The following is a 25,266-nucleotide window of genomic DNA, read 5'->3' as shown; positions in this document are numbered from 1 at the left end:
ACGTCAAAGGAGACATCCCATGAGCGCATTAGCTCTCCTGGCCATAGCAGCCGCAGGCGTCGCCCTGCTGCTGGTGGCCGTCATTAAATTCAAGATCCCGGCTTTCCTGGCGTTGCTTGTCGTCAGCGTGCTGGTGGCCCTTGTGGCCGGCATTCCGCTGCCGGACGTCATCAAGACCGTCACTGACGGCATGGGCGGCACCCTCGGTTCCGTCGCCATCCTGGTGGGCCTGGGAGCCATGCTGGGCAAGATGATTGAAATATCCGGCGGCGCACAGTCGCTTGCCGGCAAGTTCACCCAGCTGCTGGGCCCCAGGCGGATTATCGCGGCCTTGACCGCTGCCGCGTTCCTGCTGGCCATCCCCGTCTTCTTTGACGTCGGATTCATCATCCTGATCCCCATCATCTACGGCTTCGCCAAGGCCGCCGGGGTCAATCCCGTCAAGATCGGCCTGCCCGTGGGCGCCATCATGCTCGCCATCCATGTCGTCGTTCCCCCGCACCCCGGCGTAGTGGGTGGAGCCGGCATCCTTGGTGCCGACATCGGCTGGGCCACCATCCTGGGCCTCGTGCTCTGCATTCCCGTCGGGATCCTGGGCTACTTCGTTGCGCGGAAGCTGAACCGGCGCGAGTTCTCCATGCTGCCCGCCACCGCCGAGCAGTTCCGCCTGTTCGGAACAGGCACCTCGCAGGTCGAGCAGGAAGCCGCGCAGGGCAGCTCCCAGGTTGCCGTCAAGACCCAGGTCAAGACCGCCCCCAGCCCTGCCATGATCATCACGCTGATCGTCCTCCCCATCCTCATGATCATGCTGGGCACTGTGGGCGCAGTCGTCCTGCCGAAGGATTCCTTCCCGGCGCAGTTTGCCGCCTTTGTCGGCGCACCCCTGATTGCGCTCCTCACCGCACTGGGCCTGGCCTACTACTTCCTGGGCATCCGGCGCGGCTGGTCCTCGCAGCACACCGGTGAAGTCATGGACTCGGCACTGGCCCCCACTGCAATCGTCATCCTGGTCACCGGCGCCGGTGGCGTGTTCGGCAAGGTCCTGACGGTTTCCGGCATCGGCAAGGCACTGGCGGAGGGTCTGCAGACCGCTGGCCTGCCCGTCATCGTCATGGCGTTCATCCTCGCGGCGATCCTGCGGGCTTCGCAGGGGTCGGCGACGGTGGCCATCATCACCACGGCCGGACTGCTGAGCGCGTCCGTTGCAGGTGGCGGGTTCTCACCCATCCAAACCGCGTTGATCCTGGTCGCCATCGGCTTTGGAGCCTTCGGCCTCAGCCACGTCAACGACTCCGGCTTCTGGATCGTCACCCGCTACCTGGGGCTCTCCGTCGCCGACGGCCTGAAGACCTGGACCGTCCTCACCACCATCCTGGGCCTGGCCGGTTTCGTCCTGACCTTCCTGGTCTGGATCCTGGTGGGAGGCCTGGGCGTCTGATGCGAACCCGACTCGACCACCTGGTCACGTCCGCCCTCCAGCAGGGTTCCGCTGTTCCGGCCTTCACCTGCTACGACTTCACCACCGCGCTGGCCGTGGTGGCAGCCGCAGAAGAGTCCGGGCGGGGCGCCATCCTGCTGGTGGCACCCAGGACCGCCGCCACGGCGAACGGTCTGCGCCTCATAGCGGCCCTCCGCGGCCTGGCCGACGCCGCTGCGGTTCCGGTCGCGGTGCAGCTTGACCACGCAAGCGACCTGAAGGTGATGGCCGACGCCGTCGCGGCAGGGGCGGATTCCGTCCTCGCCGACGGATCGTCCCTTCCCTACGAGGACAACATCGCACTGGTCCGGGCCGCACGCGCCCTGCTGGGCCCCGACGTCGTGCTCGAAGCTGAACTCGGCGGCCTGGCCGGCGACGAGGACCGCGCCTTCTCCGCCGATCAGCCGGCGGACCAGTCCGGGGCGGACGTGGCCGGCTTGACCGATTCCGCGCAGGTGGAGGACTTCGTCTCCCGCACCGGAGCGGAGCTGCTGGCCGTCGCCGTCGGCAATGTCCACGGCAAGTACAAGGGCGAGCCGCGGCTCCGCTGGGACGTGCTGCAGGACATCGCGGTGCGGACCCACATCCCATTGGTGCTGCACGGCGCCTCGGGAATTCCCGCCGAAGAACTGGTCAAGGCCGCCGCCATGAACGTGGGCAAGGTCAACTTCAACACCGAACTGCGGACCGGCGTGCTCGCCACACTGCAGGACCAGCTCGCCGCCCACCGCGCGGACGGCGAGAACCTCCAGGGCCTGTTGGGCCAGTGGAACAACAGCGCGCGGGACTTCGCCACCACCACGCTGGCCACGCTGGCACGGTAGCTGCAAGGCCCGCGAAGCCGCCAGGCAGGGAGGCTAGGATCGAGCAATGATCCTGGCCTCCCTTCTTTTTGCCTTCCTGGCCGCCGCACTCCACGTGTACATCTTCAGCATGGAGTCCGTGACCTGGACCAGGCCTGCCACGTGGAAGCGCTTCGGCGTGGCCTCGCAGGCGGACGCGGACACCACCGCTCCCATGGCCTACAACCAGGGCTTCTACAACTTGTTCCTCGCCATCGGGGCGTTTACCGGGATCGGCTTGGTGGCCTTTGGCGGGCAGGGATCAGGGCAGGCGGTGGCCGGCTGGACCCTGGTCTTCAGCAGCTGCGGATCCATGCTCCTGGCCGCCGCCGTCCTGGCTGTCACCGGACGGAAGTACCTCCGCGCCGCTGCGACCCAGGGCACCCTGCCGTTGCTCGCCGTCGTGCTGGGGCTGGCCGCTGTGCTGTCCTGACGGTCGGGGCGAAAGACCGTAGACAGCGCCGGTGGTGGGGGCACAATAGTGCTGTGGGCAGCAGCAGGTCTCAGTAGGTCCCACCGTGGGCGGCGCCAGCAAGCGGGGGACACCGAGGGGGCCGGACCCGGCAAACGGCCGTGATCCGGCCATCGACCTTGTCCGCTTCGCCTGCCTGGCGCTGGTGGTGGTGGGACACTCCATGATGGTCAGCCCGGTACTGCACCCGGACGGCACGGTGACCACGGAGAACACGCTCGCCGTGCAGGACTGGTTTGTTCCCGTCATTTGGATCTTCATGGTGATGCCCCTGTTTTTCGTCACGGGAGGCATGACCGGCCTGCAGTCCTGGCGGCGGCTCAAGGGAAGCGGGGGCACTGCGGCGCAGTTCATCCGTGCCAGGCTGCTGCGCCTGCTCCTGCCCGCCACCGCGTTGCTGGCCGTGATGGTCCTGGGGCTGGGGGCGGCGGCAGTGCTGGGCGTGGACCGCCAGGCGGTCCAGCTGATGGCCGCGGGCGCCGCGATGCCCCTGTGGTTCCTGGCAGCCTACCTCGCGGCACAGCTGAACATTCCGGTCCTGGCCGCCCTCCACGCCCGGGCGCCATGGCTGGCCCTCGGCCTGCTTACCGCCCTGGTGGTGGCTGTGGACTGCCTGCGCGGCGCGCTGCCGGCCCTTTCCTATGCCAACCTGGTTTTCGTCTGGTGCGCCGTGCAGCAGCTTGGGTTCCTGGCCGCCGACGGCCACTTTGCCAGGCTTTCCCGTTCCGGCCTGGCAGGCATGGCTGTTGCCGCGAATCTCGTGCTGGGCCTTGTTACCGGCCTCGGGCTGTACACGGGAAACATGCTGGTGAACCTCAACCCGCCCAACCTCACCCTGTTCCTGCTGGGCGTGGCCCAGTTGGCGGCAATGGAGCTGGCGCGGCCGGCGCTGGGCCCGCTGGCGGCGGTCGGCTGGGTGCGCCGGCTGCTGGGACTGGTGGGCGGCCGCTCGCTGACCGTCTATCTCTGGCATCTTCCGCTGCTGGTGGGGATGTCCGGACTGCTGCTGCTCACCCCGGTTTACAAGCCTGCCGCCGGAACGCCTGAGTGGTGGTGGTCACGGCCTGTAGTGGTCCTGGCGCTGGTCCTCCTGCTGCTGCCGGTAGCGGTTGCGTTCGGGCGCCTGGAGGAACGCCCGACGGCGCCGCAGGCCTACCGCTGCCGGCCCGCCTCGGCGGGGGCCGCCGTCGTCGTGGTCTTCCTTCCGGTGGCGGACGCCGCACTCAGCGGACTTTCGCTGGGACTGCTGGCCGCCGGCGCGCTGTGCTTCACCGTGGCGATCCTGCTCCTCGGTGGCTTGCCGGTCCGCCGGCGGCGCCGCATACCGAAGCCTGTGGCAGGACGGGGGCGCGGCGGCGGGGGCATTGCCAGCGGAGTGAAGTAGTGCCAGTGTCAGACCATGACCGAGAACACCATGTCCACAGAGGATGAGTTCACCGCCAACGTTTCCCTCCGGCGCAACGACGCGCATCACCGCTATGAGCTGCTGGTGGACGGCAAGCTCGCCGTCCAGGCCTTCTTCCGTGACCTTCCGGGGCATATCGACTTCACGCACACCGAAACCGGCAAGGACTTCGAGGGCCGCGGCCTGGCCAGGGTGCTGGCGCACTTCGCCCTGGACGACGTCGTGGCCACCGGTAAACGCATCATCCCGCACTGCCCGTTCATGTCCAGCTACCTGCGCAAGCACGAGGGCTACGAACAGTTCGTCGACTGGCCGGAGCGCTAGCCGGGCCGGCGCCAACCGGATTGTCCGCAGCCGGCGTGCCTCGTCAGCTGGCCAGGGCTGCCGGTTCGGGCAGGGACAACCCGGTGCCGGGGTCATCGAGCGTGAAGCCGCACGCGCAGCGGTAGGTGACCACGCTTTCGGGCGCTGATCCGGCATGCAGTGCCACCACCGAGGTGCCGTCGACGTAGACAGGCTGGCGGACGGGCAGTTCCCCGTAGTCCACGCGCTCCATTGGCATGCGGCAATGCATCCGCGAGTTCATGGTGACCAGAAGCCCTGCGTCCACGGGTACGGTGGCGGTCAAAAGGCGCTCAGCCGCATCGGTGCGCTCCCCAGGCGCGGTCAGCTGATGTTCGGTTGCGGTGGTAATCATGGTCATCCTTGGGCTTCTTTCACGGAGCCACCCTCGTCGGCAGCCCCGCCGCGAACTGCTTGCGGAGGTTCATTTGCCCCATAAGCAAAGCATGCTTACTAATCACTTCGCAAATCGAATGTGATGCAGCGCACCCCCTTGGGGTGCTGCCCTGGGCTGCCACTACCCCTTCGGGCTGCCGCTCGGACGGGCTGTGCCGGGCTTGGCCGCGTCCCACCCCCATTGGCTTGGTCGGCGTTTCCCCAGCTCAGACTGATGGCCGTTCGATCATTGCACGTCAAGAAATACATCACAAAAGTTTGACTAAAAGGGTTACCTAAGTAAGGCTTGCCTTGCCTTACGAACGTCAACAGAAGGAAACCCTGTGCCGCTGCTGCCCCGACTCGACGCCCCGCCCGTTGATGACCCGCTTTCCCTGCATGGGTCCCTTCCGATGAATCCGCCGGACGCAGGCGGCCGGCAGGAGCAGGACTTTGGTTCGCGGCTCGAGCTGGCGCTCGGGGCAACCAACCACCTCTTCAACGCCAGGAACTCCGCCCGGTACGTGGCCCAGGTCCTGCAGGGTGTCAATGCCGTCGCCACCCAAGTGGAGCGGACCACCCGCCCGTTCACCGGCGTCGAACCTGCCGTCCTGGCGGCGCGCGTGGGCGCTGTTGACCTGGACATGCCGCTGCCGGATACGGCCGCGGCACTGCAGGAACTCGACGACGTCTACCTGCGCGACGCCGTCTATTTCCATGACGCCAAATACGCCGCCCACCTCAACTGCCCCGTGGTGATCCCCGCCCTCGTGGGTGAGGCGGTCCTCTCCGCAGTCAACTCCTCCCTCGATACCTGGGACCAGAGCGCCGGCGCCACCATGATCGAGCGGCGCCTCATCGACTGGACCGCACAGCGGCTGCACCTGGGCAGCAACGCCGACGGTATCTTCACCTCCGGCGGCAGCCAGTCCAACCTGCAGGCGCTGCTGATCGCCCGCAACCACGCGGTGGCAGGCCTGCGCCGCGATCCCGCCCGCAGCAGCCTCCGTCTCCCGGCCCTGCTGGACACGTTGCGCATCTTCACCTCGGCGGACAGCCACTTCAGCATCCGGAAGTCGGCATCGATGCTGGGCCTGGGCTACGACGCCGTCGTCAGCGTCCCCTGCACGCCGGACCATCGGATGGACCCGGCCGAGCTGGCCCGGGCCATGGCGGAAGCGCGCGACGCCGGGCTGGTGCCCATGGCGGTCGTGGCCACCGCCGGGACTACGGACTTTGGCGCGGTGGACCCGCTCGCAGGGCTCGCCACCCTTGCCCGCGCCCACGGTGCCTGGTTCCACATCGACGCCGCGTACGGCGGCGGCCTGATGGCCTCCGGGCGTTACCGCCACCTCCTGGACGGGACGGGCCTCGCTGACTCGGTCACCGTCGACTTCCACAAGACCTTCTTCCAACCCGTCAGCTCCAGCGCCCTGCTGGTCGCTGACCGCAGCATGCTGCGGCACGTCACCTACTACGCGGACTACCTGAACCCCGAGAGTGCGGCGCTCGCCGAGATCCCCAACCAGGTGGACAAGAGCATCCAGACCACCCGCCGCTTTGATGCCCTGAAGCTCTGGCTCACCCTGCGGATCATGGGGGCGGATGCCATCGGCGCGCTGTTCGATGAAGCCATCGACCTCGCCGGGCAGGTCGGTTCGCTCCTTGAAGCCGACGATGACTTCGAACTCGCGGCGCCGCCGCAGCTCAGCACCCTGGTGTTCCGCTACCGCCCGCGCCTCGGGAACGGCGAGCGGCTCGCCGAGGAGGCCGCCGACACGCTCAACCCCGCCATCCGCGCCGCTGTTTTCGCCTCCGGCCAAGCGGTGGTGGCCGGCACCACGGTGGGCGGGCGGCACTATTTGAAGTTCACCCTCCTCAATGCGGAGGCCACCCTCCAGGACATCTCCGGGATCATCGGCCTGCTGCGCCGCACCGGCGCCGGCCTCCTCGAAGGCGGGGCAGCCGCATGAGCACCTCCATCAACGGCGTGGTGCACGACTTCGCCGCTATCGGCGTCGGCCCCTTCAACCTGGGCCTGGCCGCCCTCGCCGAGCCGGTGGAAGGCCTCAGCGGGGTCTTCCTCGAGCAGCGGGAAACCTTCGACTGGCATCCCGGAATGATGCTGGAGCCCGCCCATCTGCAGGTCCCGTTCATGGCGGACCTGGTGACCATGGCCGACCCCACCTCGCCATTCTCATTCCTGAACTTCCTCAAGCAGACGGGCCGGTTGTACCGCTTCTACATCCGGGAGAACTTCTACCCGCTGCGGGCCGAGTACAACCAGTACTGCCAGTGGGTGGCCGGGCAGCTGCACTCCGTCCGTTTTGGCACAACCGTGCTGGAAACGGCGTACGACGACGGCGCGTACCGGCTGTCCGTGTCAGGCCCGGACGGTCCCGGGGTAATTTTTGCCAGGCGGCTGGTGCTCGGCACTGGCACCTCCCCGTACGTCCCGGCCGCCGCTGAGGGGATCCTGCCGGCCACGGCCGCCGGAAATGGGGGACTGGCCATCCACAACGCCGACTACCTGGCCCGGAAGGCCGAACTGCAGCAGCGGCGCAGCATCACCATCATCGGCAGCGGCCAGAGCGCGGCGGAGATCTATTACGAGCTCCTGCAGGAAGCCGACGCCCACGGCTACCGGCTGGATTGGGTGACGCGCTCCGGCCGGTTCTTCCCGCTCGAGTACACCAAGCTGACCCTGGAGATGACCTCCCCGGAGTACGTGGACTACTTCCACAACCTCCCGCCGGAGCAGCGCGACCAGCTCAACACGACGCAGAAGAACCTGTACAAGGGCATCAACTCCGACCTGATCGACGCCATCTACGACCTGCTCTACACCAGGAGCCTCACCGGCATGGTGGACACCCGGCTGCTGACTTCTTCCACCCTCACGGGTGCCGAACGGGACGCGGCCGCCGGAACCTACACACTGCACCTGCACCACCACGAGCAAGGCCACTCCTACAGCCTGGACAGCGAAGCCGTGGTTTTCGCCACCGGCTACGGCTACCGGGAACCTGCGTTCCTCGCCGGCGTCCAAGGCCGGATCGCCCGGGACAGCGCCGGCCGGTTCGCCGTGGACCGGAACTACAGCATCGGCGTGGAACCCAACGAGATCTTCGTCCAGAACGCCGAACTGCACACCCACGGTTTTGCCACCCCCGACCTCGGCATGGGCGCCTACCGCAACTCCTGCATTTTGCGCGAAATCACCGGCCGCGAGGTGTACCCCGTGGAGCGGAGCATCGCCTTCCAGCAGTTCGGCGTGCCCGCCGCGGTCCCGGCGGGGGCCACGGTATGAGGTTCACGTTCCGCGACGTCCACCCCATGGCAGATGCCCCGCTCCTGCACAGCTGGGTGACGCAGCCCTACGCCTCGTTCTGGGGGATGCTGTCAGCCAGCGTGGAGGACGTTGCGCGTGAATACGCAGCAATCCAGGCGGGCGGGCACCACCGTGCCCTGTTGGGGCTCGAGGGCGGTGCGCCCGCCTTCCTGATGGAGGAGTACCTTCCAGCGTCCTCGCCACTGGCCGCGGTGTACCCGGTCCTGCCCGGCGACATGGGGATGCACCTGCTGGTGGCCCCGCCGTCGGGCGCCCTGGAAGCCGGCTTCACCACCGCCGTCATGGATGCCGTCCTGGCCCGGCTGTTCGCCAAACCCAGGGTGGACAGGATCGTGGTGGAACCGGACGTCCGGAACAGCCGCGTCCACGCCCTCAACGAACGCCTTGGCTTCCGCGCTGCCAGCGTGGTGGCGCTTCCAGGCAAGGACGCACTGCTGAGTTTTTGCAGCCGCCACGACTATCTCGCCGCCCGGACCTTGGCTGTCCCGTTTCCGAATAGCAATGGAGCACTCCTGTGACCATCGATCTGCACCAACCACTTGCCCTCCCGGCCCCGGCTCTTCCCGCCGCGTCCCCCTCGTCGGTCTCCCACCTCACCCCCGGCCGCTGGGAAGCGGCCAACCGGCACCTGCTCCGCAAAGCGCTCGCGGAGTTCTCGCACGAACGGATCCTTCGCCCGGAGCCGGTCTCCACGCCGGAGCCCGGCAGCTACCGCATAGGCAGCCCCGACGGCGCCCACGAGTACCGCTTTGATGCCCGGGTCCTGGAATTGGACCACTGGTCCATTGATGCCGCGTCCATCCGGCACTTCCACCGCGGCACCGAGGCGCCGCTGGACGCCGTCGAATTCATCACCATATTCCACGAGGTCCTGGGCATCAGGATCGGGATGCTCCCGGTGTACCTGGAGGAAATCAGCAGCACCCTGGCCAGCCACGCCTACAAGCAAGCGGCCGGGCACCCGCCCGCCGCCGAACTGGCGGCAGGAGTGACCCGCGGCGGTGACGTGGCCGCCGACTTCCAGGCCATCGAACGGAGCATGACCGAGGGCCACCCCTGCTTTGTTGCCAACAACGGAAGGCTGGGCTTCGGCATTACCGACTACCACGCGTTCGCACCCGAAACCGGCGCCCCGGTGCAGCTGGAGTGGATTGCCGTGCACCGCGGCTACGCCGTCTTCACCTCCAGCGCCGGGCTTGATTACGCAACGCACCTGGCCGCCGAACTCGGGCCGCTGCTGGGTACCTTCCACGCCGTGCTGCAGGGACAGGACCTGGACCCGGCCGCCTACTTCCTTCTGCCGGTGCACCCCTGGCAGTGGGAGAACAAGCTCGCGGTTACCTTCGCTGCGGAGATTGCCGGCCGGCGCATCGTTTACCTCGGCACCGGTGTTGACCAGTACCAGGCGCAGCAATCCATCCGGACCTTCTTCAACACCAGCGCGCCGGGCAGGAACTACGTGAAGACGGCCCTGTCAGTGCTGAACATGGGCTTCATGCGGGGACTTTCGCCGCAGTACATGAAGGCGACGCCGGCGATCAACGACTGGCTGCGGGCGCTGATCACATCCGACGAGGCGCTGCAGCGCCGTGGCTTTACCATGATCGGCGAGGTGGCCGCCGTCGGATACCACAACCCCTGTTACGAGGCTGGCTCAGCCGAGGGTTCCCCCTACCGGAAGATGCTGTCCGCCCTGTGGCGGGAAAGTCCGCTGCCGTTGCTCCGGGATGGCCAGCAACTGGCCACCATGGCCTCGCTCCTGCACGTTGACGCAGCCGGCAAGCCCATGGCCTCCGCCCTGATTGGGCGGTCGGGACTCGCTCCTGCCGACTGGCTCCGGCGGTACTTCGAGGCCTACCTCATCCCGCTGGTGCACTGCCTGTACCGGTACGGACTGGCGTTCATGCCGCACGGTGAAAACGTCATCCTGGTCCTCGAAGACGGCGTGCCCGTGCGGGCGATCATGAAGGACATCGCCGAGGAGATCGTGGTGATGGGGGACCGGGTGGACCTGCCGGACGAGGTGTCGCGGATCAAGGCTGACGTTCCGGACGAGGACCAGGTGCTGGCGATCTTTACGGACGTCTTCGACTGCATCTTCCGCTTCCTGGCCGCGCTCCTTGAGGAAGACGGAATGCTGTCCGGGGAGGACTTCTGGCGGACCGCCGCCCAAGCGATCCGGGACTACCAGCGGCAGCACCCCGACCTCGCGGACCAGTTCGCACGTCACGACCTCTTCGCCCCGGACTTCGAGCTGTCCTGCCTGAACCGGCTCCAGCTGCGGAACAACCAGCACATGCTGGACCTTGCCGATCCCTCTGGCGGGCTGCAGAAAGCCGGGCGCCTGGCCAATCCGCTGGCCCGGTTCCAGGGCCGGTAGGCGCCGCATCTGGCTAGGCTTGCAGCATGACGCCATCCAGCTTCCGAACAACCGCACTCGTCACCGGGGCCAGCGCAGGGCTCGGCCATGAATTCGCCAGGCAGCTCGCGGCCGAGGGCCACGACCTGGTCCTGGTGGCCCGCAATGCGTCCCGGCTTGCAGAAACAGCGGAGGACCTGCGGCGGCGCTACGGAATCACGGCTGAGGTGCTTCCCGCCGACCTGACGGACGACGACGACGTGGCCGCCGTCGTCGAACGCCTCAAGGACGCCCGGCGCCCGGTGGGGATGCTCGTGAACAACGCGGGGATCGGCCTGCTGCACAACTTCGAGGACAACCACGTGGGGGAGGAAAAGAGCCACCTGAAGCTGCATACCGAGACAGCCATGGTGCTCACGCACGCGGCGCTGGAGGGCATGCTGGAACGGGGGGAGGGGCGGATCATCAACGTGGCCAGCGTGGCCGCGTTCCTGCCCCGGGGCACGTACTCGGCCGCGAAGGCGTGGCTGGTGAGTTTCAGCCGCTGGGCCAACATGGCCTACCGCAGGCGCGGGATCAAGGTCACCGCCGTCTGCCCCGGTTTCACGCATACCGAATTCCACGACCGGATGGGGATGGACAAGTCGGTCGCCCCCGCCTGGACGTGGCTGCGGGCGGAGCGGGTGGTCCGTGAGGGCCTGGCGGACAACGCGAACGGTAAAGCCGTGTCCATCCCGTCCAAGCGGTACAAGGTGGTGGCGGCGGTGGCCAGGGTGGCGCCGGCCAGGCTAATGGCGGGACCGGCGCGGAAGCCCCGATAGTCGCGGGGACCCGAGCAGGCCTGCCCAGGTCCGTGAACCTGCGCGGCGGACGGCCACCACTACCAGGATGCCCGTGAGTGCGCCCACCAAGGTTTCCACCGCCCGCTCCAGGATCAGGACCTGGGGGTCGGCAGGGGCAGCCAGCTGGGTGATCAGCAGGATGACGGGCGTGAAGGAGACCATGGCCAGGCCATAGTGCCTGGTCATGAACAGCTCCGTGGTGAATTGGAAAAGGATCACCAGCAGTGCCAGCACCACGGCCTGGTGCGCGGGCCCTTGATGTGAAAGGTACAGCCCCGCCAGGGTCCAGGGGGCGGGAAGGATGACGACGGCGGTGACCACCAGTCCCACGAACGTCCCCACGATGCGGTGGACGCCGCGGCGGACGCTGCTGGGCAGGTCCGCGCCGGCCAGCGGGACGGCGGCGGCTGCCATGGCCCAGTGCGGGTGGCCGCTGCCGCTGAGGACTCCCACCGTCCCGGCAGCGCCCACGGCCAGCACGTATCTCGCGGCGTGGATCAGCAGCTCGCGGCGGCGTGCCGCTGAACGTCGTGGCGCGGCGCGGACCGCGCCCGGCTGCCACGACCTGCGGCGGATCCAGCCGCTGAACCCGACCAGGATCGAGAACACCGATGATCCGGCCGCGATCAGCATTGCCGTGTACCAGGGCACGGCCAAGGGGACGGAAGCGCAGAAGCCCAAGGCCAGGATCCCGAAGAAGGGGCCGTTCGGCTTCAGGCGTACCCGGTCGGAGTAGACCGAACCCACTCCAGCCAGTGTGGCCTCCACAGCCACCAGCCACCACGAATGGAGGTGGTAGAGGGCCAGGGCCGTGCCGACCGCCACGCCGCTGAGCAGGACCAGGGCACCCTGGCCCTGGTGGCGCAGGCGCAGCTGGTGGGGTTCGGAGCGGCCGTACATGCCAGTGAGGGCGCCGAACACGGCATAGATGATGAGGTCCGTCCGGCCCGCCGCCATCAGGAGCATGGACGGGACGGCAACGCTGGCGGCCACCCGGAGGGCGGCAAGATGGTCGGCATTGGCCGGTTCCAGGCGGTGGAGTGCGCGCACCTGCTCCGCCACCCGCTTCATGTACCGACCCGTCCTGTATCTGTTCCTCTGTCCTGCAACGGCCCCGGGGGGCCCTTGGGAACGTACCACCGGCCGGCGGGCCGCGTCATATTCCCCGGCGGGCGGCGGTCACAAAAGGAAACTCCAGGCGCGCAAAGGCCCGCCCGGCGTGCTTCCCCCAAGGAAGCACGCTGGACGGGCCTTCTGAGCGTGGGCTACAAGCGTGCCCGGGACTGAGGCTAGGCGCCTGCCGGAACCCCGCGCTGCGCGTGCGGATCCGTGCCGTCAACGGTCTCGAACGGCAGTTCGTCCAGGTTGATCAGCGGGTTCTCGTCCTGGGTGGCCACCAGCTCTTTCGCTTCCTCCTGGCTGTCCACGCTGGGCATGGAACCCGGGAGCGGGCGGTTGGCGGACTCCTTCAGGAAGAAGATGGCGATAGCGCCCACCAGGGACGTGCCCATCAGGTAATAGGCAGGCATCATGTCGTTGCCTGTGGCGCCGATCAGCGCGGCCACGATGAAGGGGGTGGTCCCACCAAAGATCGCAACGGCGAAGTTATAGGCAATGCCCATGGCTCCGTAGCGGCTGGACGTGGGGAACTGGGCCGGCAGGGCCGAAGCCAGGTTGGCCACGTAGAAGGTTACCGGGAACGCGATGAGGGCCAGGCCGGTAAGTGTGGACCAGACGGCACCCACACCGATCAGAAGGAACGCGGGAATGGCCAGGACAACGGTGCTGAGAGCGCCGATCCAGAGCACGGGACGGCGGCCAATCCGGTCGGACAGCTTGCCCGTCAGCGGGATGCAGAGGCTCATGACCACCAGCACTGGGATGGTCAGCAGGGTGCCGTGGACCTCGTCGTAGCCCTTGGACTCGGTGAGGTAAGTGGGCATATAGGAGGTCAGCGCGTAACCCGCGGTGTTGGCGGCGGCCACGACGACCATGGCGACGATGATGGGGCGCCAGTAGGCCTTGACGATACCCACGGGGCCCTTTGCCACGGCGGTGTCACCGGCAGATGCGTTCCTGGCGTTCTCTTCCTGCGCGTCAAGGGTGGCCTGGAACTGCGGCGACTCCTCGATCTTGCTCCGGAAATAGACGGCGATCAGACCCAGCGGACCGGCAACCAGGAAGGGGATGCGCCAGCCCCAGTCCTCCATGGTGGCCTGGCCCAGGGTGAGCTGCAGGACCGAGACCAGGGCTGCGCCGATGGCGAAGCCCATGTAGCTGCCGAGGTCTAGGAAGCTGGCAAAGAAGCCGCGGCGCTTGTCGGCGGCGTACTCGCTGACGAACGTCGTGGCGCCGGCGTATTCACCGCCGGTGGAGAAGCCCTGGACCACCTTCAGGAACACCAGCAGTGCAGCGGCCCACAGCCCTATTTGCGCATAACCGGGCAGGAGCCCGACGGCGAACGTACTGGCCGCCATGATCATCAGGGTCGTGGCCAGAATCTTCTGGCGTCCCATCTTGTCACCCAGCCAGCCGAAGATCACGCCGCCCAGGGGACGTGCAATGAAGGTTGCGGCGAAGGTGCCAAGCAGGAACAGCGTCTGCGTGGTGGGATCGGACTCGGGGAGGAACACCGGGCCCATGGTGGTGATCAGGTATCCGAAGACACCTACGTCGTACCATTCCATGGTGTTGCCGACGATGGTGCCGCCGAGGGCCTTTTTGAGCATCGGCTGGTCAACCACGTTGACGTCGGATTCCTTGAGCCGGCGGCGTGGCAGCAGCCGGGACTTCTTGGCAGCCGCGGAGGCTGCAGGGTTGGTTCCGCTGGCGTTCCTGGCGCCTGCTGGAGAGTCGGTCATGCTTCGGTCTGTGGGCATTTGGGCAACTCCTGTGGAGGTCATTTGCTTGCGACTTGTAGCTGCCCCGCTCCGGGCAGGCCTTCAATTTTACGCGATGCCTGTGGCGTTCTGACAGTTCAATGGCGTAGAGTGCGCCCTTTTGAGGCCGTTGCAGGGTTGCTCCGACGGTTTTTTATCCCTGCTTTTCCCGCGCCATTACTGGGAAGCAGGCTGATCAACAGCTTCGTTACCAAAAATTTTCCTGCTCATGCCTGTTCCGGGCCGGTCTGGGGGCTGCCGGTGCCCCAAAAGTGACGGGGGCCACACGGTCCGGAGGGGTTCACAGGAGCGCGCCGGGTGCCTATCGTGGAGCGATGGAAACACTTCTTTTCGGGCGGTAGTCCGCGCGCGCCCGGCGCCTGTTTCAGCGTTTCGTTTCAGCGAAGACCGAAGGGAAGAAGGGAAGAACAAAAATGGGTGAAGACAACAACCGGCCCCGCATCAAACCGGAGGTGGCTGACCACCTTGCGGCAGCAATGCGGGCGTCCGCCGTGCCTGGTCCTGCGGCCATCGGCGGGATGCCCGTTGCGCAGCAGAGCGCGTGGCCGGACGGCAGCGGGAAGCGGCGGCACCCGAAGGAACAGTACGGTGGCCACGGCCGAATGGGACACGAAGCCGCGGTCACGGCGGTGCACCGGACCGGGCGGCCGCAGATGCCGCACTCGTCGTAGGCAGCACCTTAAGCCTGCGGCAGCAAAAACCTGCGACCCGCAAAACCGCAGGCGACACGCAAGTTACCTGGCGCCCCGATATTCGGTACGCGCCAGGTAATTTGCGCTTCACGGGGTGCTTTGCGCTTCGACAACACGCAGTCACCCCTCGCGGACCACCTCCGACGGGTCCTTGTCGAGCCGCCAGCCACGCCAGCGGGGGTGCCGCAGCCGCCCCGGGCCGGTCCACTCGCCGTACGTCACCTCGCCCACCAGTTCCGGAGCCACCCAGTGCGCGTCCGCCGAGTCCGGGCGGGGTACGTCGTGGAACGGTGAGGTCTTCCGGCCCAGGCGCTCCACGGTCTGCCGCAGTTCAGTGAGTTCGCGCGTGCTGAAGCCGCTGCCCACCCGGCCCACGTACTGCAGCTTGTCGCCGTCAGGGATACCCACCAGCAGCGAGCCCACCGTGTCCTCGCGCCCGCCCTTTCCCGGACGCCAGCCGCCCACTACCACTTCCTGGGTCTGCTCCGTCTTCAGCTTGATCCAGGTGCGCGTCCGCTGGCCGCTGACGTAACGGCTGTCCGTCCGCTTGGCCATCACGCCTTCGAGCCCCAGTTCCTGCGCACTGTCGAGGAGGTGCCGGACGGGCTCGTCCAGTACGGGGGAGAGTTCCACGGGGCAGCCGGAGGGCGCGAAGAACTCCTCCAGCTGCTGGCGCCGCCTGGCCAGTGGCAGCCGCCGGAGGTCCTTTCCGCCGCTGAAGAGCAGGTCGAAGAGCATCAGCTGGACCGGGATGGCCGCACGGGCCTTCGCGACGTCGGCGGCGCGGGTGAGCTTCATCCGGCCCTGGAGCAGCCCGAAGTCGGGCCTGCCACCGGGGCCGGGGGCGATGATCTCCCCGTCCGCCACGAACGGTTTCCGCGGCCAGCATTCCGGATCGGTGAACTCCGGATAGGTGCGCGTGACGTCGTTGCCGTTGCGGCTGAAGATCCGGACTTTCTCCCCGTCGCCCACCAGGACGGCCCGGACCCCGTCCCATTTGAGTTCGTACTGCCAGCTGCTGCCCTGCAGGTCGGCGGTGGTCCCGGAGGTGGCCATCATGGGACGGAACTCCAGCGGGTCCACGGCCGCCGCAGCGGCCGGCATCTCGTCCTCGGCGTCGGGTGCAGGCGCTTCGCCGCCGTCCCCGGGCTCCTGCGCCGCCGGTGCCGCCCGTCGTCGTGCGCCTGGCTGCTCCTTGTCCATCAGGTGGATCAGCCATTGGCTTTCGGCGTCCTTGCCCTGCCCGCGCCCGGTGTGGATCAGGGCAATCTTCCTGGTCCCGCCCAGCCCGCCGCCCTCGGACCCGGTGAGGGTGACGATGACTTCCTTGCCGTTGATCCATTTGTGCAGTTCGTAGGTTCCGGTGTCCCAGATGCTCATCTCGCCTGCCCCGTACTGCCCCTTGGGAATCGTTCCGTGGAAGGTGAGGTAATCCATGGGATGGTCCTCGGTTTGGACGGCCAGGTGGTTCTTGCCGCCGGATTCCGGGACGCCCTTCGGAAGTGCCCACGACACCAGGACCCCCTCATGCTCCAACCGCAGGTCCCAGTGCAGGCGGGAGGCGTGGTGTTCCTGGATGACAAAGCTGTTGCCGCCGGTGGGGATCCCGGCGAAGGGCTCGGGCGTTGCCCCGGGATCGCGCATGGCGCGGTACTTGCCCAGGCGGGGATCGCCGTCGTCCTTCCCGTGGCCATGCTGCGCGGCGCCGGGCGCTGCGTTGACGACGGCGGCAAACGGGTCCTTGCCGTCCCGCACCCGCCGCAGCACCTCCTGATAGTCCAGGTGCCTGAGCCCGGCCGAGCCGATCTCGCGCCAGGTGCGCGGCGCGGCGACCGTGGGCGTGGGCCTGCCACGCAGGGAGTACGGGACAATCGTGGTTTTTGCAGCGTTGTTCTGGCTCCAGTCAACGAGCACCTTGCCCGTGCGCAGGGTCTTTTTCATGTCGCTGACGGCGAGGTCCGGGTGGTCGGCCTCAAGGGCCCGTGCCAACTCACGCGCGAAGGCGGAGACCTGGTCCGAGGTCTGGGTTCCATCCAGGGCGGCGTAGAGGTGGATTCCCTTGCTGCCGCTGGTGACGGGGACCGGGTCCAGCCCGACGTCCTGCAGGATGGCGCGGGCCAGGAGGGCAACCTCGCGGCATTCGGCCAGGCCCGCCCCCTCGCCGGGGTCCAGGTCCAGCACCAGCCGGTCCGGGTTCAGCTGGTTGCCGTGCGAGTCCACCCGCCACTGGGGGACATGGACCTCCAGGGAGTTGATCTGGCCGAACCAGGTCAGTGTGGCGGCGTCGTTGACCATGGGGTAGTAGATGGTCCGGTCCTTGTGCGTGATACCTACACGCGGCAGCCAGCCGGGGGCGGAATCTTCGAGGTCCTTCTGGAAGAACACCTCACCGGGCTTGTCCGCCGTGCCCACGCCGTTGACCCACCGCTTCCGCGTGGCCGGCCGGTTCGCCGCCGCCGGAATCAGCACATGGGCCACTGCGGCGTAGTAGGCCAGCACATCCGCCTTGGTGGTGCCGGTCTCCGGGTAGATGATTTTGTCGAGGTTGGTCAGGGTCAGTTCACGCCCCGCAACCATGACGCGCTCCCTAGCGGCCGCCATGGGGCTTCACCTCCGGCCCGGTGTGCTGTTGACTGTAGTAATGAGAGCCATCTGGAAAGGTGCCATCGCGTTTGGGCTGGTCAACGTGCCTGTGAAGGTCTACAGCGCCACTGAGGATCATGACATCAGTCTGCACCAGGTTCACAACGCAGATGGTGGCAGGATCCGCTACCAGCGGCGGTGCGAGGTCTGCGGCGAGGTGATCGACTACTCGGACATCGATAAGGCGTTCGAGGAGGACGGCCGGACGGTGGTCCTCACCAAGGATGAGCTCAAGGCGATCCCGGCCGAGAACAGCCATGAGATCGAAGTGGTGCAGTTCGTCCCGTCCGAGCAGCTCGAACCCATGATGTTCGAAAAGAGCTACTACCTGGAACCGGACTCCAAATCGCCCAAAGCCTACGTGCTGCTGCGCCGGGCGCTTGAGGACACGGACCGCGTGGCCATTGTCCAGTTTGCGCTGCGGGAGAAGACCCGGCTGGGGGCCCTCCGGATCAAGGACGACGTCCTGGTGCTGCAGTCGCTCCTGTGGCCCGACGAAGTGCGCGAAGCCAGCTTCCCCTCCCTCGACGCCGCGATCAGGATTTCCGCGCAGGAACGCGACATGTCCGCCGCGCTCGTGGAATCCATGGCGGCCGACTTCGACCCCGCCGCCTTCACGGACGACTACCAGGTGCAGCTCCGCCAGCTCATCGACGCCAAGCTGGAGCAGGGCGAATCGCTGGACACCGGGGAAACGTTCGGGGTGGAAGCCGGGCAGGGCGGCAAGGGCGAGGTCATCGACCTGATGGAGGCCCTGAAACGCAGCCTGGACCGGAAGCGCAGCGGCGGGGAAGCTGCCGCAAGCGGGGCAGCCGGGGACGAAGCGGACACCGGGGACGAGGAGGAAGCCCCCGCCAAACCGGCCCGCAAGACCGGGACCAGGGCGGCTGCCTCGAAGACTGCAGCTTCGAAGACTGCAGCTTCGAAGTCGGACGATGGAAAGGCTGCGGCCGGCACGTCTTCCGCGAAGTCCACGTCCACAGCCTCCAAAGCGGCCGCCTCCAAGTCGACGGCTTCCAAAACAGCAGAGACCAAGACCGCCGGAACCAAGACCGCAGCCAAGCCGGCAGCCAAGACCACCAGGGCGCGCAAGCCGGCCTGATCCTGCTGTCCCGCTGTCAGTGGCCGTCCCCTTTACAGGGGGCCGCGTCCCTTTACAGCGTGACGGGGCGCGTCCACAATGGGTCGCATCACAGCCTCCGCTGTGCCAACAGCGTGCTGACATTCATTGAACGGACACGTAAAGGGGCGCGGGCATGGACGACCAGACCAGCACGGTGGAGGCGGACCGGGAGCTCAAGAGGAAGCACCGGGCGATGTGGGCCTCGGGAGACTACCCGGCCCTTGCGGACGAAATGCTCCTGGAACTGGGGGCTGTCCTGGTTGAGGCCTGCGGGATCAAGCCGCGGCAGCGCGTCCTGGACGTGGCGGCAGGAACTGGAAACGCCGCCATTCCCGCGGCAATGATGGGCGCCTCAGTGGTGGCCAGCGACCTCACCCCGGAACTCTTCGAGGCAGGACGGCGGGAGGCGGCCAACCGGGGCGTCAGCCTGGAGTGGCAGGAAGGCGACGCGGAGGCCCTGCCGTTCGGGGACGGCGAGTTCGACGCCGTGATGTCCTGTATCGGCGTGGCCTTCGCGCCCCACCACCAGAAGGCAGCGGACGAGCTGCTGCGGGTGTGCAAGCCGGGAGGCAGCATCGGCTTGCTGTGCTGGACGCCGGAAGGATTCGTCGGGCAGATGTTCACCGGGATGAAGCCTTTTACGCCGCCACCCCCGCCGGGTGCCGAGCCCGCGCCGCTCTGGGGGAATGAAGAGCATGTCCGTGGCCTGCTGGGCAGCCGGATTACCGATGTCCACACCCGGAAACAGAACCTGGCGGTCCGTAGCTTCCACCAGCCCGCCGACTTTGTCCGGTACTTCAAATCCCACTACGGCCCCATGATCTCCGTCTATAAGTCTCTGGGTGACGACAAGGAGAAGGCCGCGGCGCTGGACAAGGCCCTCACTGAGCTCGCCGACTCGTTCGGCGACGCCCACGGTGACGTCCCGTTCCAGATGGAATGGGAGTACCTGCTGTTCACGGCACGGAAGGCATCATGATGCCGGAAGACCATGTGGCAACCTCCACGACGACCATCGAAGCCCCGCCCGGCCGCGTCTGGGAGGTGATCACCGACCCGGCGGCGGTGAAGGAGTTCATGTTCGGGGCCGAGGTGCAGACCGACTGGAAAGTGGGAAGCCCGATCACCTGGCAGGGCGAGTGGGAGGGCAAGCCGTTCCAGGACAAGGGCGAAATCAGGGACATCGTCCCGGGCCGGAAGCTGGTCTACACCCACTTCAGCCCCATGTCCGGCCAGGAGGACAAGCCGGAGAACTACCACACGCTGGAGTGGACCCTTGAGGACCAGGGCGGCGCCACCCGGCTGACGCTCGCCCAGGACAACAACCCCACCCCCGAGGCCGCCGCCCATTCCAAGGCCATGTGGGACAAGCTCGTGGGCGACGTCAAGGCGCTCGCCGAACGCGGCTGACCCCGGCTGATCCAGTTGGGGCCCGGCTGGCCCAGTTGGGTGGACGCGCCAGTGGTGGGGGCGCCGCTTAAGCCAAGCAGCCGCCGTCGGGCACTTCCCTGGTGGGAAGGCGCCCGACGGCGGCCGGCTGGTCAGTGCGTTAAGCGCTACTAGGCGTCGTGGTCCGTTTCCAGGATCTGCACCAGGCGTTCCAGAGCGTCGTCCGCACCCGCACCTTCGGCGCGGAGGACCACCACGTCGCCGTGCTCGGCGCCCAGGCTCATGAGGGACAGGATGCTGGCGGCATCCATGGCCTCGTCCGCGGGCTCGCCTTCACGGGCGATGGTGATGTCCAGGTCGAACTCGCCTGCAGCCTCTGCGAAGATGGCGGCGGGGCGTGCGTGCAGGCCCACGCGGCTGGCGACGGTTGCGGTGCGTTCTGGCATTTTTGCTCCTTTGTCGTTCGGCGGCTGATGTTTCAGCACCGGAAGGTAGGTGGGTGGGACCGGCTCAGGCGGTTACGGGAACCGGTTCAACCGTATCAACGGTCTTCTTCACTGCCCAGCGCTTGAGGGCGATCACGGACAGTGCCGTGACGACGGTTCCGACGGCGATCGAGACGACGAACATCACGAAGTTGTCGATGGCGAAGAAGACGAAGATGCCGCCGTGCGGGGCCTTCGAACCCACAGCTGCAGCCATCGAAATGGCTCCGGTGACGGCGCCGCCCAGCATGCTGGCAGGGATGACGCGCAGCGGGTCCGCCGCGGCGAACGGGATGGCGCCTTCGGAGATGAAGGAGGCACCCAGCAGCCAGGCTGCCTTGCCGTTTTCCTGCTCGGCGAGGCTGAACAGCTTCTTGTTCAGGACGGTCGAAGCCAGCGCCATGGCCAGCGGGGGAACCATGCCGGACGCCATGACCGCTGCCATGATCTGCCACGGGGCCTGGTTGTCGATGGTGGCGGCGCCCAGGCCGGCGACGGCGAAGGAGTAGGCAACCTTGTTGACCGGGCCGCCGAGGTCGAAGCACATCATCAGGCCGAGGATCACGCCGAGGGCAATGGCGCCTGCGCCGGTGAGGCCGGAGAGCCAGCCGTTCAGGCCGTTGGTGATGGCGACGATCGGGCCGCCAAGGATCAGGAACATCAGGCCGGACGCCACCAGGGAGGCCAGCAGCGGGATGATGACGACGGGCATCAGGCCGCGCAGCCAGCGTGCCACCTGCAGGCGGCCCACCACGTGGGCGATGTAGCCGGCGAGCAGGCCGCCGACGATTCCGCCAAGGAAGCCGGCTCCCATGAACCCGGCAACAGCACCGGCGACGAAGCCGGGGGCGATGCCGGGACGGTCTGCGATGGCGTACGCGATGTAGCCGGCCAGCGCAGGAACAAGGAAGCCAAGGGACAGGGCACCGATCTTGAACAGCACGGCGCCGAGGTAGGCACCCAGCGGGCCCCAGGCATTCTCAGGGAATTCGGTAGGCAGGTTGAAGAGGCTGTTCTGGACCACGATGGTGTCCGCGTACTTGGTGATCAGGTAGCCGCCCATGAGGAAGCCGAGGGCGATCAGCAGGCCGCCGCCAGCCACGAACGGAATCATGTAGCTGACACCGGTGAGCAGGGCCTTCTTGAGCTTCTGGCCGATGTGCTCGCCCTTTTCCTCGGCCTCGTGCTCGGCCTGCTCCTCCGCACCGAAGTGCGGGACGCGGCGGGCGTTGGGGTTGTCGGCCGCGGCGAGGGCTTCCTGGACCATCTTGTCCGGTTCGTCGATGCCGCGCTTGACCGGTGCGTTGACCACGGGCTTGCCGGCGAAACGTTCCTTGCCGCGAACGTCCACGTCGACGGCAAAGATTACGGCGTCCGCTGCGGCGATGACGGCAGGGTCCAGTGCCTTGGCACCGGAGGAGCCCTGGGTCTCCACCTGCAGGTCCACGCCGACTTCCTTGGCTGCTGCCACCAGGGAATCGGCGGCCATGTAGGTGTGCGCGATGCCGGTGGGGCAGGCAGTCACGGCGACGAGGCGCTTGGGGCCGCGGGCGGCGGAACCTGCCGGAGCCTCGCCGGTGGTGGCGGCCGCCGGGGCAGAACCTGCGCCGACGCTCGCGCCGACCGGTACCGCATCAGCGGGGGCGGCTGCGGCGTGGGCCGCCGGCTTGTCCGCCAGGGCGCCGTCGACGAGCTCGACGATCTCAGCCTCGGAGGACGCGTTGCGCAGGGCAGCGGTGAAGTCCTTTTTGATGAGTGACCGCGCCAGCTTTGAGAGCAGCTTCAGGTGTTCCTGGTCGGCCCCGTCGGGCGCGGCGATGAAGAACACGAGGTCGGCAGGGCCGTCCTTGGCGCCGAAGTCCACCTTCGGGTTCAGGCGTGCCATGGCCAGGGTGGGCACCGTGACGGCGGCCGAGCGGCAGTGCGGGATGGCGATGCCGCCGGGGATGCCCGTGGCGGTCTTCTGCTCGCGGGCGAAGGCGTCGGCGAAGAGGCCCTCCACTTCTGATGCGCGTCCGGTGGCAGCTACCTTGCTTGCCAGATGCCGGATCACCGTCTCGGGCGCGTTGCCCAGGTTCTGGTCGAGCTCGACCAGTTCCGTGGTGATGAGCTGAGTCACTGTCAATCCTTTCGAAGGGCCGTGATGGTTACGGCATCCGGGGTGGTTTGGTGTACTGCCGGAACAGTGGAACCCGGCAGCGAGGCAGCGGCGGCACCGTGGGCCACCGCCTGACGAAGGCAGTCGGCCGGGGCCGCGCCCTGGCCGTGGGCGAGCAGGTAGCCGGCCAGGGCGGAGTCGCCCGCGCCGACGGTACTGACCGCGGAGACCGGCGGATGCGTGGCCAGCCACGCGCCGTCGGCTGTTACCAGGACAGCTCCCTTGGATCCGAGAGTTGCCAGCACAGCACCCACACCTGAACGGACGACGGCGGCTGCGGCTGCGGCGGCAGCTGCCGGGTCCGCTTCCAGTTCGTCGCCGGTGGCCGGGGCGAAACCGGTGGCTGCGGCCAGTTCCGCCAGTTCTTCGGCGTTGGGCTTGAGGAGGTCCGGCATACCCTCCGGGCCGCCGGTGAGGGCGGCGGCGAGGGGCAGTCCGGACGAGTCGACGGCGATCAGTGGCGTACGTGCCGAGGATGCGCCGTCGGCGGAGGAACGCAGGCGGCGGGCCGCCGTCGCGTAGAAGTCCCCGGGGAAGCCGGGCGGCAGGGAGCCGGCCAGGACCACCCAGCTGGCGCCGCGCGAGCTTTCCACCAGCAGCTTGAGGAGGGCTTCCTGCTCGTTTTCGTCGAGCACGGGCCCGGGTTCGTTGATCTTGGTGGTCACGCCGCCGGGCTCGGTGAGTGCCACGTTGGTGCGCAGCGTCTCATCGATGGGAAGGGACACGAAAGGCACCGCCTGCTCCCGCAGCCCGGCAAGGACGGGATCGTTGTCCGCGCCGGGGAGGACTGCCAAGGATTCGAGGCCGGAGGCCACCAGCGCCCGGGAGACGTTGACGCCCTTGCCGCCGGATTCCTGGCTGACGGAGACCGCCCGCTGGACCTCGCCGCGCTGCAGCGGACCCGGCAGGGCGACGGTACGGTCCAGGCTGGGGTTGGCCGTGAAGGTGACGATCATGCGATCACCACGTCCACGCCGGCCTCTTCCAGGGCGGCTGCGAGTTCAGGTCCGGGTTCGCTGTCTGTAATCAAGGTGTCCAGATCTTTCAGGGAGGCGAACTGGACCAGGGTTTCCGTGTCCAGCTTGGAGGAGTCGGCCAGCACCACAATGCGGCGTGCCGACTGAACGAAAGCTGCCTTGACGGCGGCTTCCTCGGGATCGGGAGTGCTGACGCCAAAGCTGGCGTGGATGCCGTTCGTGCCGATGAAGGCGATGTCCGGCCGGAGCCTGGCAGCGGCGTCGACGGTTGCCTGGCCCACGGCCACCTGGGTGATTCCGCGTACACGGCCGCCCAGGATCTGCAGCGCGATGCCGGGAACAGTGGAGAGCTTGCTGGCGATGGGCACCGCATGGGTGATGACCACCAGTTCCGGCCGGGTCCCGTTGCCCTCTGCGGGCTCGACGGCGGTCTGCCGGGCGAGCAGGTCCGCGAGCACCTCGGTGGTGGTGCCGCCGTCGACCAGCACACTGGCAGGAGCGTTGCGGGGGATCAGGGCAAGCGCGGCTTCGGCAATCCGGATCTTCTGTTCCGGACGCTGGATGGCGCGCTCCGTCACGCTTTCCTCGGTGGTGCTGAAACGGTCCGCCGCCACTGCGCCCCCGTGGACGCGGCGCACGGTTCCTGCGCTTTCCAGGGTTGCCAGGTCCCGGCGGACAGTTTCGGTAGTGATGCGGAAGCGCTCGGCCAGCAGGGTCACGCTGACCCGGCCACTGCCGGCCACAAGCTCGGCAATCTTTTGCTGGCGCTCCTCGGCGAACACGTACCCTCCGTTGCGTAGCTGCTCTCGTGACCTGGATCACTCTGATGTTGAGTTACTTGACTTTATCTTTGCTTCTGTTGGTTTGTCAATGGAAACCAACATGAAACAAAATCCGGTACCCCGGGGGCGGGTTTTCGCACGCCTGCCGGGATTTCCTGCCGTTTACTCCTTCATGTCCGCCCAAAGACCCTCTGTGCGGGCATGGAAAAAGCCGGGCTGGAGCCATCAAGGCAACAGCCCGGCTCTGCGGGATCAATCGGGGTGCAGCTTCCCGCCGCCGTCTGCCTGGCTAAATGCCGTCGCGGGTTTCGTGCCGGGTGATGCGCTCGCCGGTGTTGGGGTCGATGGCGGAACGGGACTCACTCACCCGGCGCCGGCTGGGGGAGGCGAGGATGAGCGAGGCGATGAGCCCGATAACGCCGACGGCCATCAGGATGTACCCCACCAGTTGCTGGTCAATGAACGGGATCAGGCCCGGGGCCACGGCCCAAGCGAGGATGGCACCGAGGGCGATGAGGAAGATTGACGAGCCGATTCTCATGACTTGCTCCTTACGGCCGCGTGCTGCGCGGCGCTGGGTGGGTGCTGCCTGTAGGTGTTGCGTACACTGCCACTGCTAAGCCTGCTGTCTATCAATCGCCACGCTACCTC

At 67.4% G+C, this 25,266-nt stretch carries 23 protein-coding genes; 14 read left to right on the top strand and 9 right to left on the bottom strand.

What is annotated here, in order from left to right; genetic code table 11:
* The first annotated feature begins 19 nt into the window (after window positions 1–19).
* The 5 genes from AC2JAJ_RS05635 to AC2JAJ_RS05615 all read left to right on the top strand — a co-directional run bounded on the left by AC2JAJ_RS05635 (window position 20) and on the right by AC2JAJ_RS05615 (window position 4,520).
* On the top strand, window positions 20–1,438 hold the full coding sequence (locus AC2JAJ_RS05635) for a GntP family transporter (protein WP_486416565.1): 1,419 nt from the start codon (window positions 20–22) through the stop codon (window positions 1,436–1,438).
* Window positions 1,438–2,301: a class II fructose-bisphosphate aldolase gene (locus AC2JAJ_RS05630; protein ID WP_486416566.1), complete on the top strand. Its 864-nt coding sequence runs from the start codon at window positions 1,438–1,440 to the stop codon at window positions 2,299–2,301. Before AC2JAJ_RS05635 ends, AC2JAJ_RS05630 begins: the two co-directional genes overlap by 1 nt.
* 46 nt (window positions 2,302–2,347) lie before the next feature.
* Window positions 2,348–2,752: a DUF1304 domain-containing protein gene (locus tag AC2JAJ_RS05625; protein WP_221385294.1), complete on the top strand. Its 405-nt coding sequence runs from the start codon at window positions 2,348–2,350 to the stop codon at window positions 2,750–2,752.
* An 85-nt stretch (window positions 2,753–2,837) separates the two neighbouring features.
* On the top strand, window positions 2,838–4,175 hold the full coding sequence (locus tag AC2JAJ_RS05620; protein ID WP_486416567.1) for an acyltransferase family protein: 1,338 nt from the start codon (window positions 2,838–2,840) through the stop codon (window positions 4,173–4,175).
* A gap of 15 nt (window positions 4,176–4,190) precedes the next feature.
* On the top strand, window positions 4,191–4,520 hold the full coding sequence (locus AC2JAJ_RS05615; protein WP_221385296.1) for a GNAT family N-acetyltransferase: 330 nt from the start codon (window positions 4,191–4,193) through the stop codon (window positions 4,518–4,520).
* Between the two features lie 43 nt (window positions 4,521–4,563).
* Here the strand turns inward: AC2JAJ_RS05615 and AC2JAJ_RS05610 are convergent, their stop codons facing one another.
* The gene (locus AC2JAJ_RS05610; RefSeq protein ID WP_260323443.1) at window positions 4,564–4,893 is read right to left on the bottom strand and encodes a hypothetical protein; all 330 of its coding nucleotides are present in this window, start codon (window positions 4,891–4,893) and stop codon (window positions 4,564–4,566) included.
* 433 nt (window positions 4,894–5,326) lie between these two features.
* Between AC2JAJ_RS05610 and AC2JAJ_RS05605 the strand changes: the two genes are divergently transcribed.
* Genes AC2JAJ_RS05605 through AC2JAJ_RS05585 form a run of 5 tightly spaced genes read left to right on the top strand, consistent with a single transcriptional unit; the run spans window position 5,327 to window position 11,445 of the window.
* Window positions 5,327–6,886, top strand: coding sequence for a pyridoxal phosphate-dependent decarboxylase family protein (locus tag AC2JAJ_RS05605; protein ID WP_486416730.1), 1,560 nt, complete (start codon window positions 5,327–5,329; stop codon window positions 6,884–6,886).
* Window positions 6,883–8,223 (top strand): lysine N(6)-hydroxylase/L-ornithine N(5)-oxygenase family protein, encoded by a 1,341-nt coding sequence (locus AC2JAJ_RS05600; protein ID WP_486416568.1) that lies wholly within the window; start codon window positions 6,883–6,885, stop codon window positions 8,221–8,223. Before AC2JAJ_RS05605 ends, AC2JAJ_RS05600 begins: the two co-directional genes overlap by 4 nt.
* Complete coding sequence (locus tag AC2JAJ_RS05595; RefSeq protein ID WP_486416569.1) at window positions 8,220–8,783, top strand: GNAT family N-acetyltransferase; 564 nt, start codon at window positions 8,220–8,222, stop codon at window positions 8,781–8,783. Before AC2JAJ_RS05600 ends, AC2JAJ_RS05595 begins: the two co-directional genes overlap by 4 nt.
* Before the next feature lie 2 nt (window positions 8,784–8,785).
* Complete coding sequence (locus tag AC2JAJ_RS05590) at window positions 8,786–10,645, top strand: IucA/IucC family protein (protein WP_486416731.1); 1,860 nt, start codon at window positions 8,786–8,788, stop codon at window positions 10,643–10,645.
* A 26-nt stretch (window positions 10,646–10,671) separates the two neighbouring features.
* Window positions 10,672–11,445 carry an SDR family NAD(P)-dependent oxidoreductase gene (locus tag AC2JAJ_RS05585; protein ID WP_486416570.1) on the top strand — a complete coding sequence of 258 codons (774 nt, stop codon included), beginning with the start codon at window positions 10,672–10,674 and terminating at the stop codon, window positions 11,443–11,445.
* Here AC2JAJ_RS05585 and AC2JAJ_RS05580 read toward each other — a convergent pair.
* Both AC2JAJ_RS05580 and AC2JAJ_RS05575 read right to left on the bottom strand, forming a co-directional pair.
* Window positions 11,413–12,537 (bottom strand): FUSC family protein, encoded by a 1,125-nt coding sequence (locus AC2JAJ_RS05580; RefSeq protein ID WP_486416571.1) that lies wholly within the window; start codon window positions 12,535–12,537, stop codon window positions 11,413–11,415. The two genes, AC2JAJ_RS05585 and AC2JAJ_RS05580, sit on opposite strands and share 33 nt — an antisense overlap.
* Before the next feature lie 218 nt (window positions 12,538–12,755).
* Complete coding sequence (locus AC2JAJ_RS05575; RefSeq protein WP_486416572.1) at window positions 12,756–14,345, bottom strand: MFS transporter; 1,590 nt, start codon at window positions 14,343–14,345, stop codon at window positions 12,756–12,758.
* A gap of 434 nt (window positions 14,346–14,779) precedes the next feature.
* On the opposite strand from AC2JAJ_RS05575, the gene AC2JAJ_RS05570 reads away from it, so the two are divergent.
* On the top strand, window positions 14,780–15,037 hold the full coding sequence (locus AC2JAJ_RS05570; RefSeq protein ID WP_486416573.1) for a hypothetical protein: 258 nt from the start codon (window positions 14,780–14,782) through the stop codon (window positions 15,035–15,037).
* Window positions 15,038–15,178: 141 nt separating this feature from the next.
* Here the strand turns inward: AC2JAJ_RS05570 and AC2JAJ_RS05565 are convergent, their stop codons facing one another.
* Window positions 15,179–17,659: an ATP-dependent DNA ligase gene (locus AC2JAJ_RS05565; RefSeq protein ID WP_486416574.1), complete on the bottom strand. Its 2,481-nt coding sequence runs from the start codon at window positions 17,657–17,659 to the stop codon at window positions 15,179–15,181.
* 40 nt (window positions 17,660–17,699) lie between these two features.
* On the opposite strand from AC2JAJ_RS05565, the gene ku reads away from it, so the two are divergent.
* From ku to AC2JAJ_RS05550, 3 genes are all read left to right on the top strand, one after another.
* Window positions 17,700–18,803 (top strand): non-homologous end joining protein Ku, encoded by a 1,104-nt coding sequence (gene ku, locus AC2JAJ_RS05560; RefSeq protein WP_486416575.1) that lies wholly within the window; start codon window positions 17,700–17,702, stop codon window positions 18,801–18,803.
* A gap of 154 nt (window positions 18,804–18,957) precedes the next feature.
* Complete coding sequence (locus tag AC2JAJ_RS05555) at window positions 18,958–19,803, top strand: class I SAM-dependent methyltransferase (RefSeq protein ID WP_486416576.1); 846 nt, start codon at window positions 18,958–18,960, stop codon at window positions 19,801–19,803.
* Window positions 19,800–20,234, top strand: a complete 435-nt coding sequence (locus AC2JAJ_RS05550) for an SRPBCC family protein (RefSeq protein ID WP_486416577.1) — start codon at window positions 19,800–19,802, stop codon at window positions 20,232–20,234. Before AC2JAJ_RS05555 ends, AC2JAJ_RS05550 begins: the two co-directional genes overlap by 4 nt.
* 149 nt (window positions 20,235–20,383) lie before the next feature.
* Here the strand turns inward: AC2JAJ_RS05550 and AC2JAJ_RS05545 are convergent, their stop codons facing one another.
* From AC2JAJ_RS05545 to AC2JAJ_RS05525, 5 genes are all read right to left on the bottom strand, one after another.
* Window positions 20,384–20,659, bottom strand: a complete 276-nt coding sequence (locus tag AC2JAJ_RS05545) for an HPr family phosphocarrier protein (RefSeq protein ID WP_221385306.1) — start codon at window positions 20,657–20,659, stop codon at window positions 20,384–20,386.
* 64 nt (window positions 20,660–20,723) lie between these two features.
* Window positions 20,724–22,817 (bottom strand): PTS fructose transporter subunit IIABC, encoded by a 2,094-nt coding sequence (locus AC2JAJ_RS05540; protein ID WP_486416578.1) that lies wholly within the window; start codon window positions 22,815–22,817, stop codon window positions 20,724–20,726.
* Window positions 22,818–22,819: 2 nt separating this feature from the next.
* Window positions 22,820–23,812 (bottom strand): 1-phosphofructokinase family hexose kinase, encoded by a 993-nt coding sequence (locus AC2JAJ_RS05535; protein WP_486416579.1) that lies wholly within the window; start codon window positions 23,810–23,812, stop codon window positions 22,820–22,822.
* On the bottom strand, window positions 23,809–24,615 hold the full coding sequence (locus AC2JAJ_RS05530; protein ID WP_473694900.1) for a DeoR/GlpR family DNA-binding transcription regulator: 807 nt from the start codon (window positions 24,613–24,615) through the stop codon (window positions 23,809–23,811). Before AC2JAJ_RS05530 ends, AC2JAJ_RS05535 begins: the two co-directional genes overlap by 4 nt.
* Window positions 24,616–24,904: 289 nt before the next feature.
* Window positions 24,905–25,156 carry a DUF6458 family protein gene (locus AC2JAJ_RS05525; RefSeq protein ID WP_221385310.1) on the bottom strand — a complete coding sequence of 84 codons (252 nt, stop codon included), beginning with the start codon at window positions 25,154–25,156 and terminating at the stop codon, window positions 24,905–24,907.
* Window positions 25,157–25,266: the final 110 nt, after the last annotated feature.

Source organism: Arthrobacter sp. MOO21, from assembly GCF_057369995.2.
This window is presented reverse-complemented; position numbering and strand designations above follow the sequence as displayed.

What these genes read in the sequence shown, in the direction of transcription:
- AC2JAJ_RS05610 (WP_260323443.1), bottom strand. Translation starts at nt 4,893, where the DNA reads ATGATTACCACCGCAACCGAACATCAGCTGACCGCGCCTGGGGAGCGC.
- AC2JAJ_RS05535 (WP_486416579.1), bottom strand. Translation starts at nt 23,812, where the DNA reads ATGATCGTCACCTTCACGGCCAACCCCAGCCTGGACCGTACCGTCGCC.
- AC2JAJ_RS05605 (WP_486416730.1), top strand. Translation starts at nt 5,327, where the DNA reads ATGAATCCGCCGGACGCAGGCGGCCGGCAGGAGCAGGACTTTGGTTCG.
- AC2JAJ_RS05615 (WP_221385296.1), top strand. Translation starts at nt 4,191, where the DNA reads ATGACCGAGAACACCATGTCCACAGAGGATGAGTTCACCGCCAACGTT.
- AC2JAJ_RS05550 (WP_486416577.1), top strand. Translation starts at nt 19,800, where the DNA reads ATGATGCCGGAAGACCATGTGGCAACCTCCACGACGACCATCGAAGCC.
- AC2JAJ_RS05570 (WP_486416573.1), top strand. Translation starts at nt 14,780, where the DNA reads ATGGGTGAAGACAACAACCGGCCCCGCATCAAACCGGAGGTGGCTGAC.
- AC2JAJ_RS05565 (WP_486416574.1), bottom strand. Translation starts at nt 17,659, where the DNA reads ATGGCGGCCGCTAGGGAGCGCGTCATGGTTGCGGGGCGTGAACTGACC.
- AC2JAJ_RS05630 (WP_486416566.1), top strand. Translation starts at nt 1,438, where the DNA reads ATGCGAACCCGACTCGACCACCTGGTCACGTCCGCCCTCCAGCAGGGT.
- AC2JAJ_RS05525 (WP_221385310.1), bottom strand. Translation starts at nt 25,156, where the DNA reads ATGAGAATCGGCTCGTCAATCTTCCTCATCGCCCTCGGTGCCATCCTC.
- AC2JAJ_RS05555 (WP_486416576.1), top strand. Translation starts at nt 18,958, where the DNA reads ATGGACGACCAGACCAGCACGGTGGAGGCGGACCGGGAGCTCAAGAGG.
- AC2JAJ_RS05580 (WP_486416571.1), bottom strand. Translation starts at nt 12,537, where the DNA reads ATGAAGCGGGTGGCGGAGCAGGTGCGCGCACTCCACCGCCTGGAACCG.
- AC2JAJ_RS05585 (WP_486416570.1), top strand. Translation starts at nt 10,672, where the DNA reads ATGACGCCATCCAGCTTCCGAACAACCGCACTCGTCACCGGGGCCAGC.
- ku (WP_486416575.1), top strand. Translation starts at nt 17,700, where the DNA reads ATGAGAGCCATCTGGAAAGGTGCCATCGCGTTTGGGCTGGTCAACGTG.
- AC2JAJ_RS05545 (WP_221385306.1), bottom strand. Translation starts at nt 20,659, where the DNA reads ATGCCAGAACGCACCGCAACCGTCGCCAGCCGCGTGGGCCTGCACGCA.
- AC2JAJ_RS05600 (WP_486416568.1), top strand. Translation starts at nt 6,883, where the DNA reads ATGAGCACCTCCATCAACGGCGTGGTGCACGACTTCGCCGCTATCGGC.
- AC2JAJ_RS05625 (WP_221385294.1), top strand. Translation starts at nt 2,348, where the DNA reads ATGATCCTGGCCTCCCTTCTTTTTGCCTTCCTGGCCGCCGCACTCCAC.
- AC2JAJ_RS05635 (WP_486416565.1), top strand. Translation starts at nt 20, where the DNA reads ATGAGCGCATTAGCTCTCCTGGCCATAGCAGCCGCAGGCGTCGCCCTG.
- AC2JAJ_RS05595 (WP_486416569.1), top strand. Translation starts at nt 8,220, where the DNA reads ATGAGGTTCACGTTCCGCGACGTCCACCCCATGGCAGATGCCCCGCTC.
- AC2JAJ_RS05575 (WP_486416572.1), bottom strand. Translation starts at nt 14,345, where the DNA reads ATGCCCACAGACCGAAGCATGACCGACTCTCCAGCAGGCGCCAGGAAC.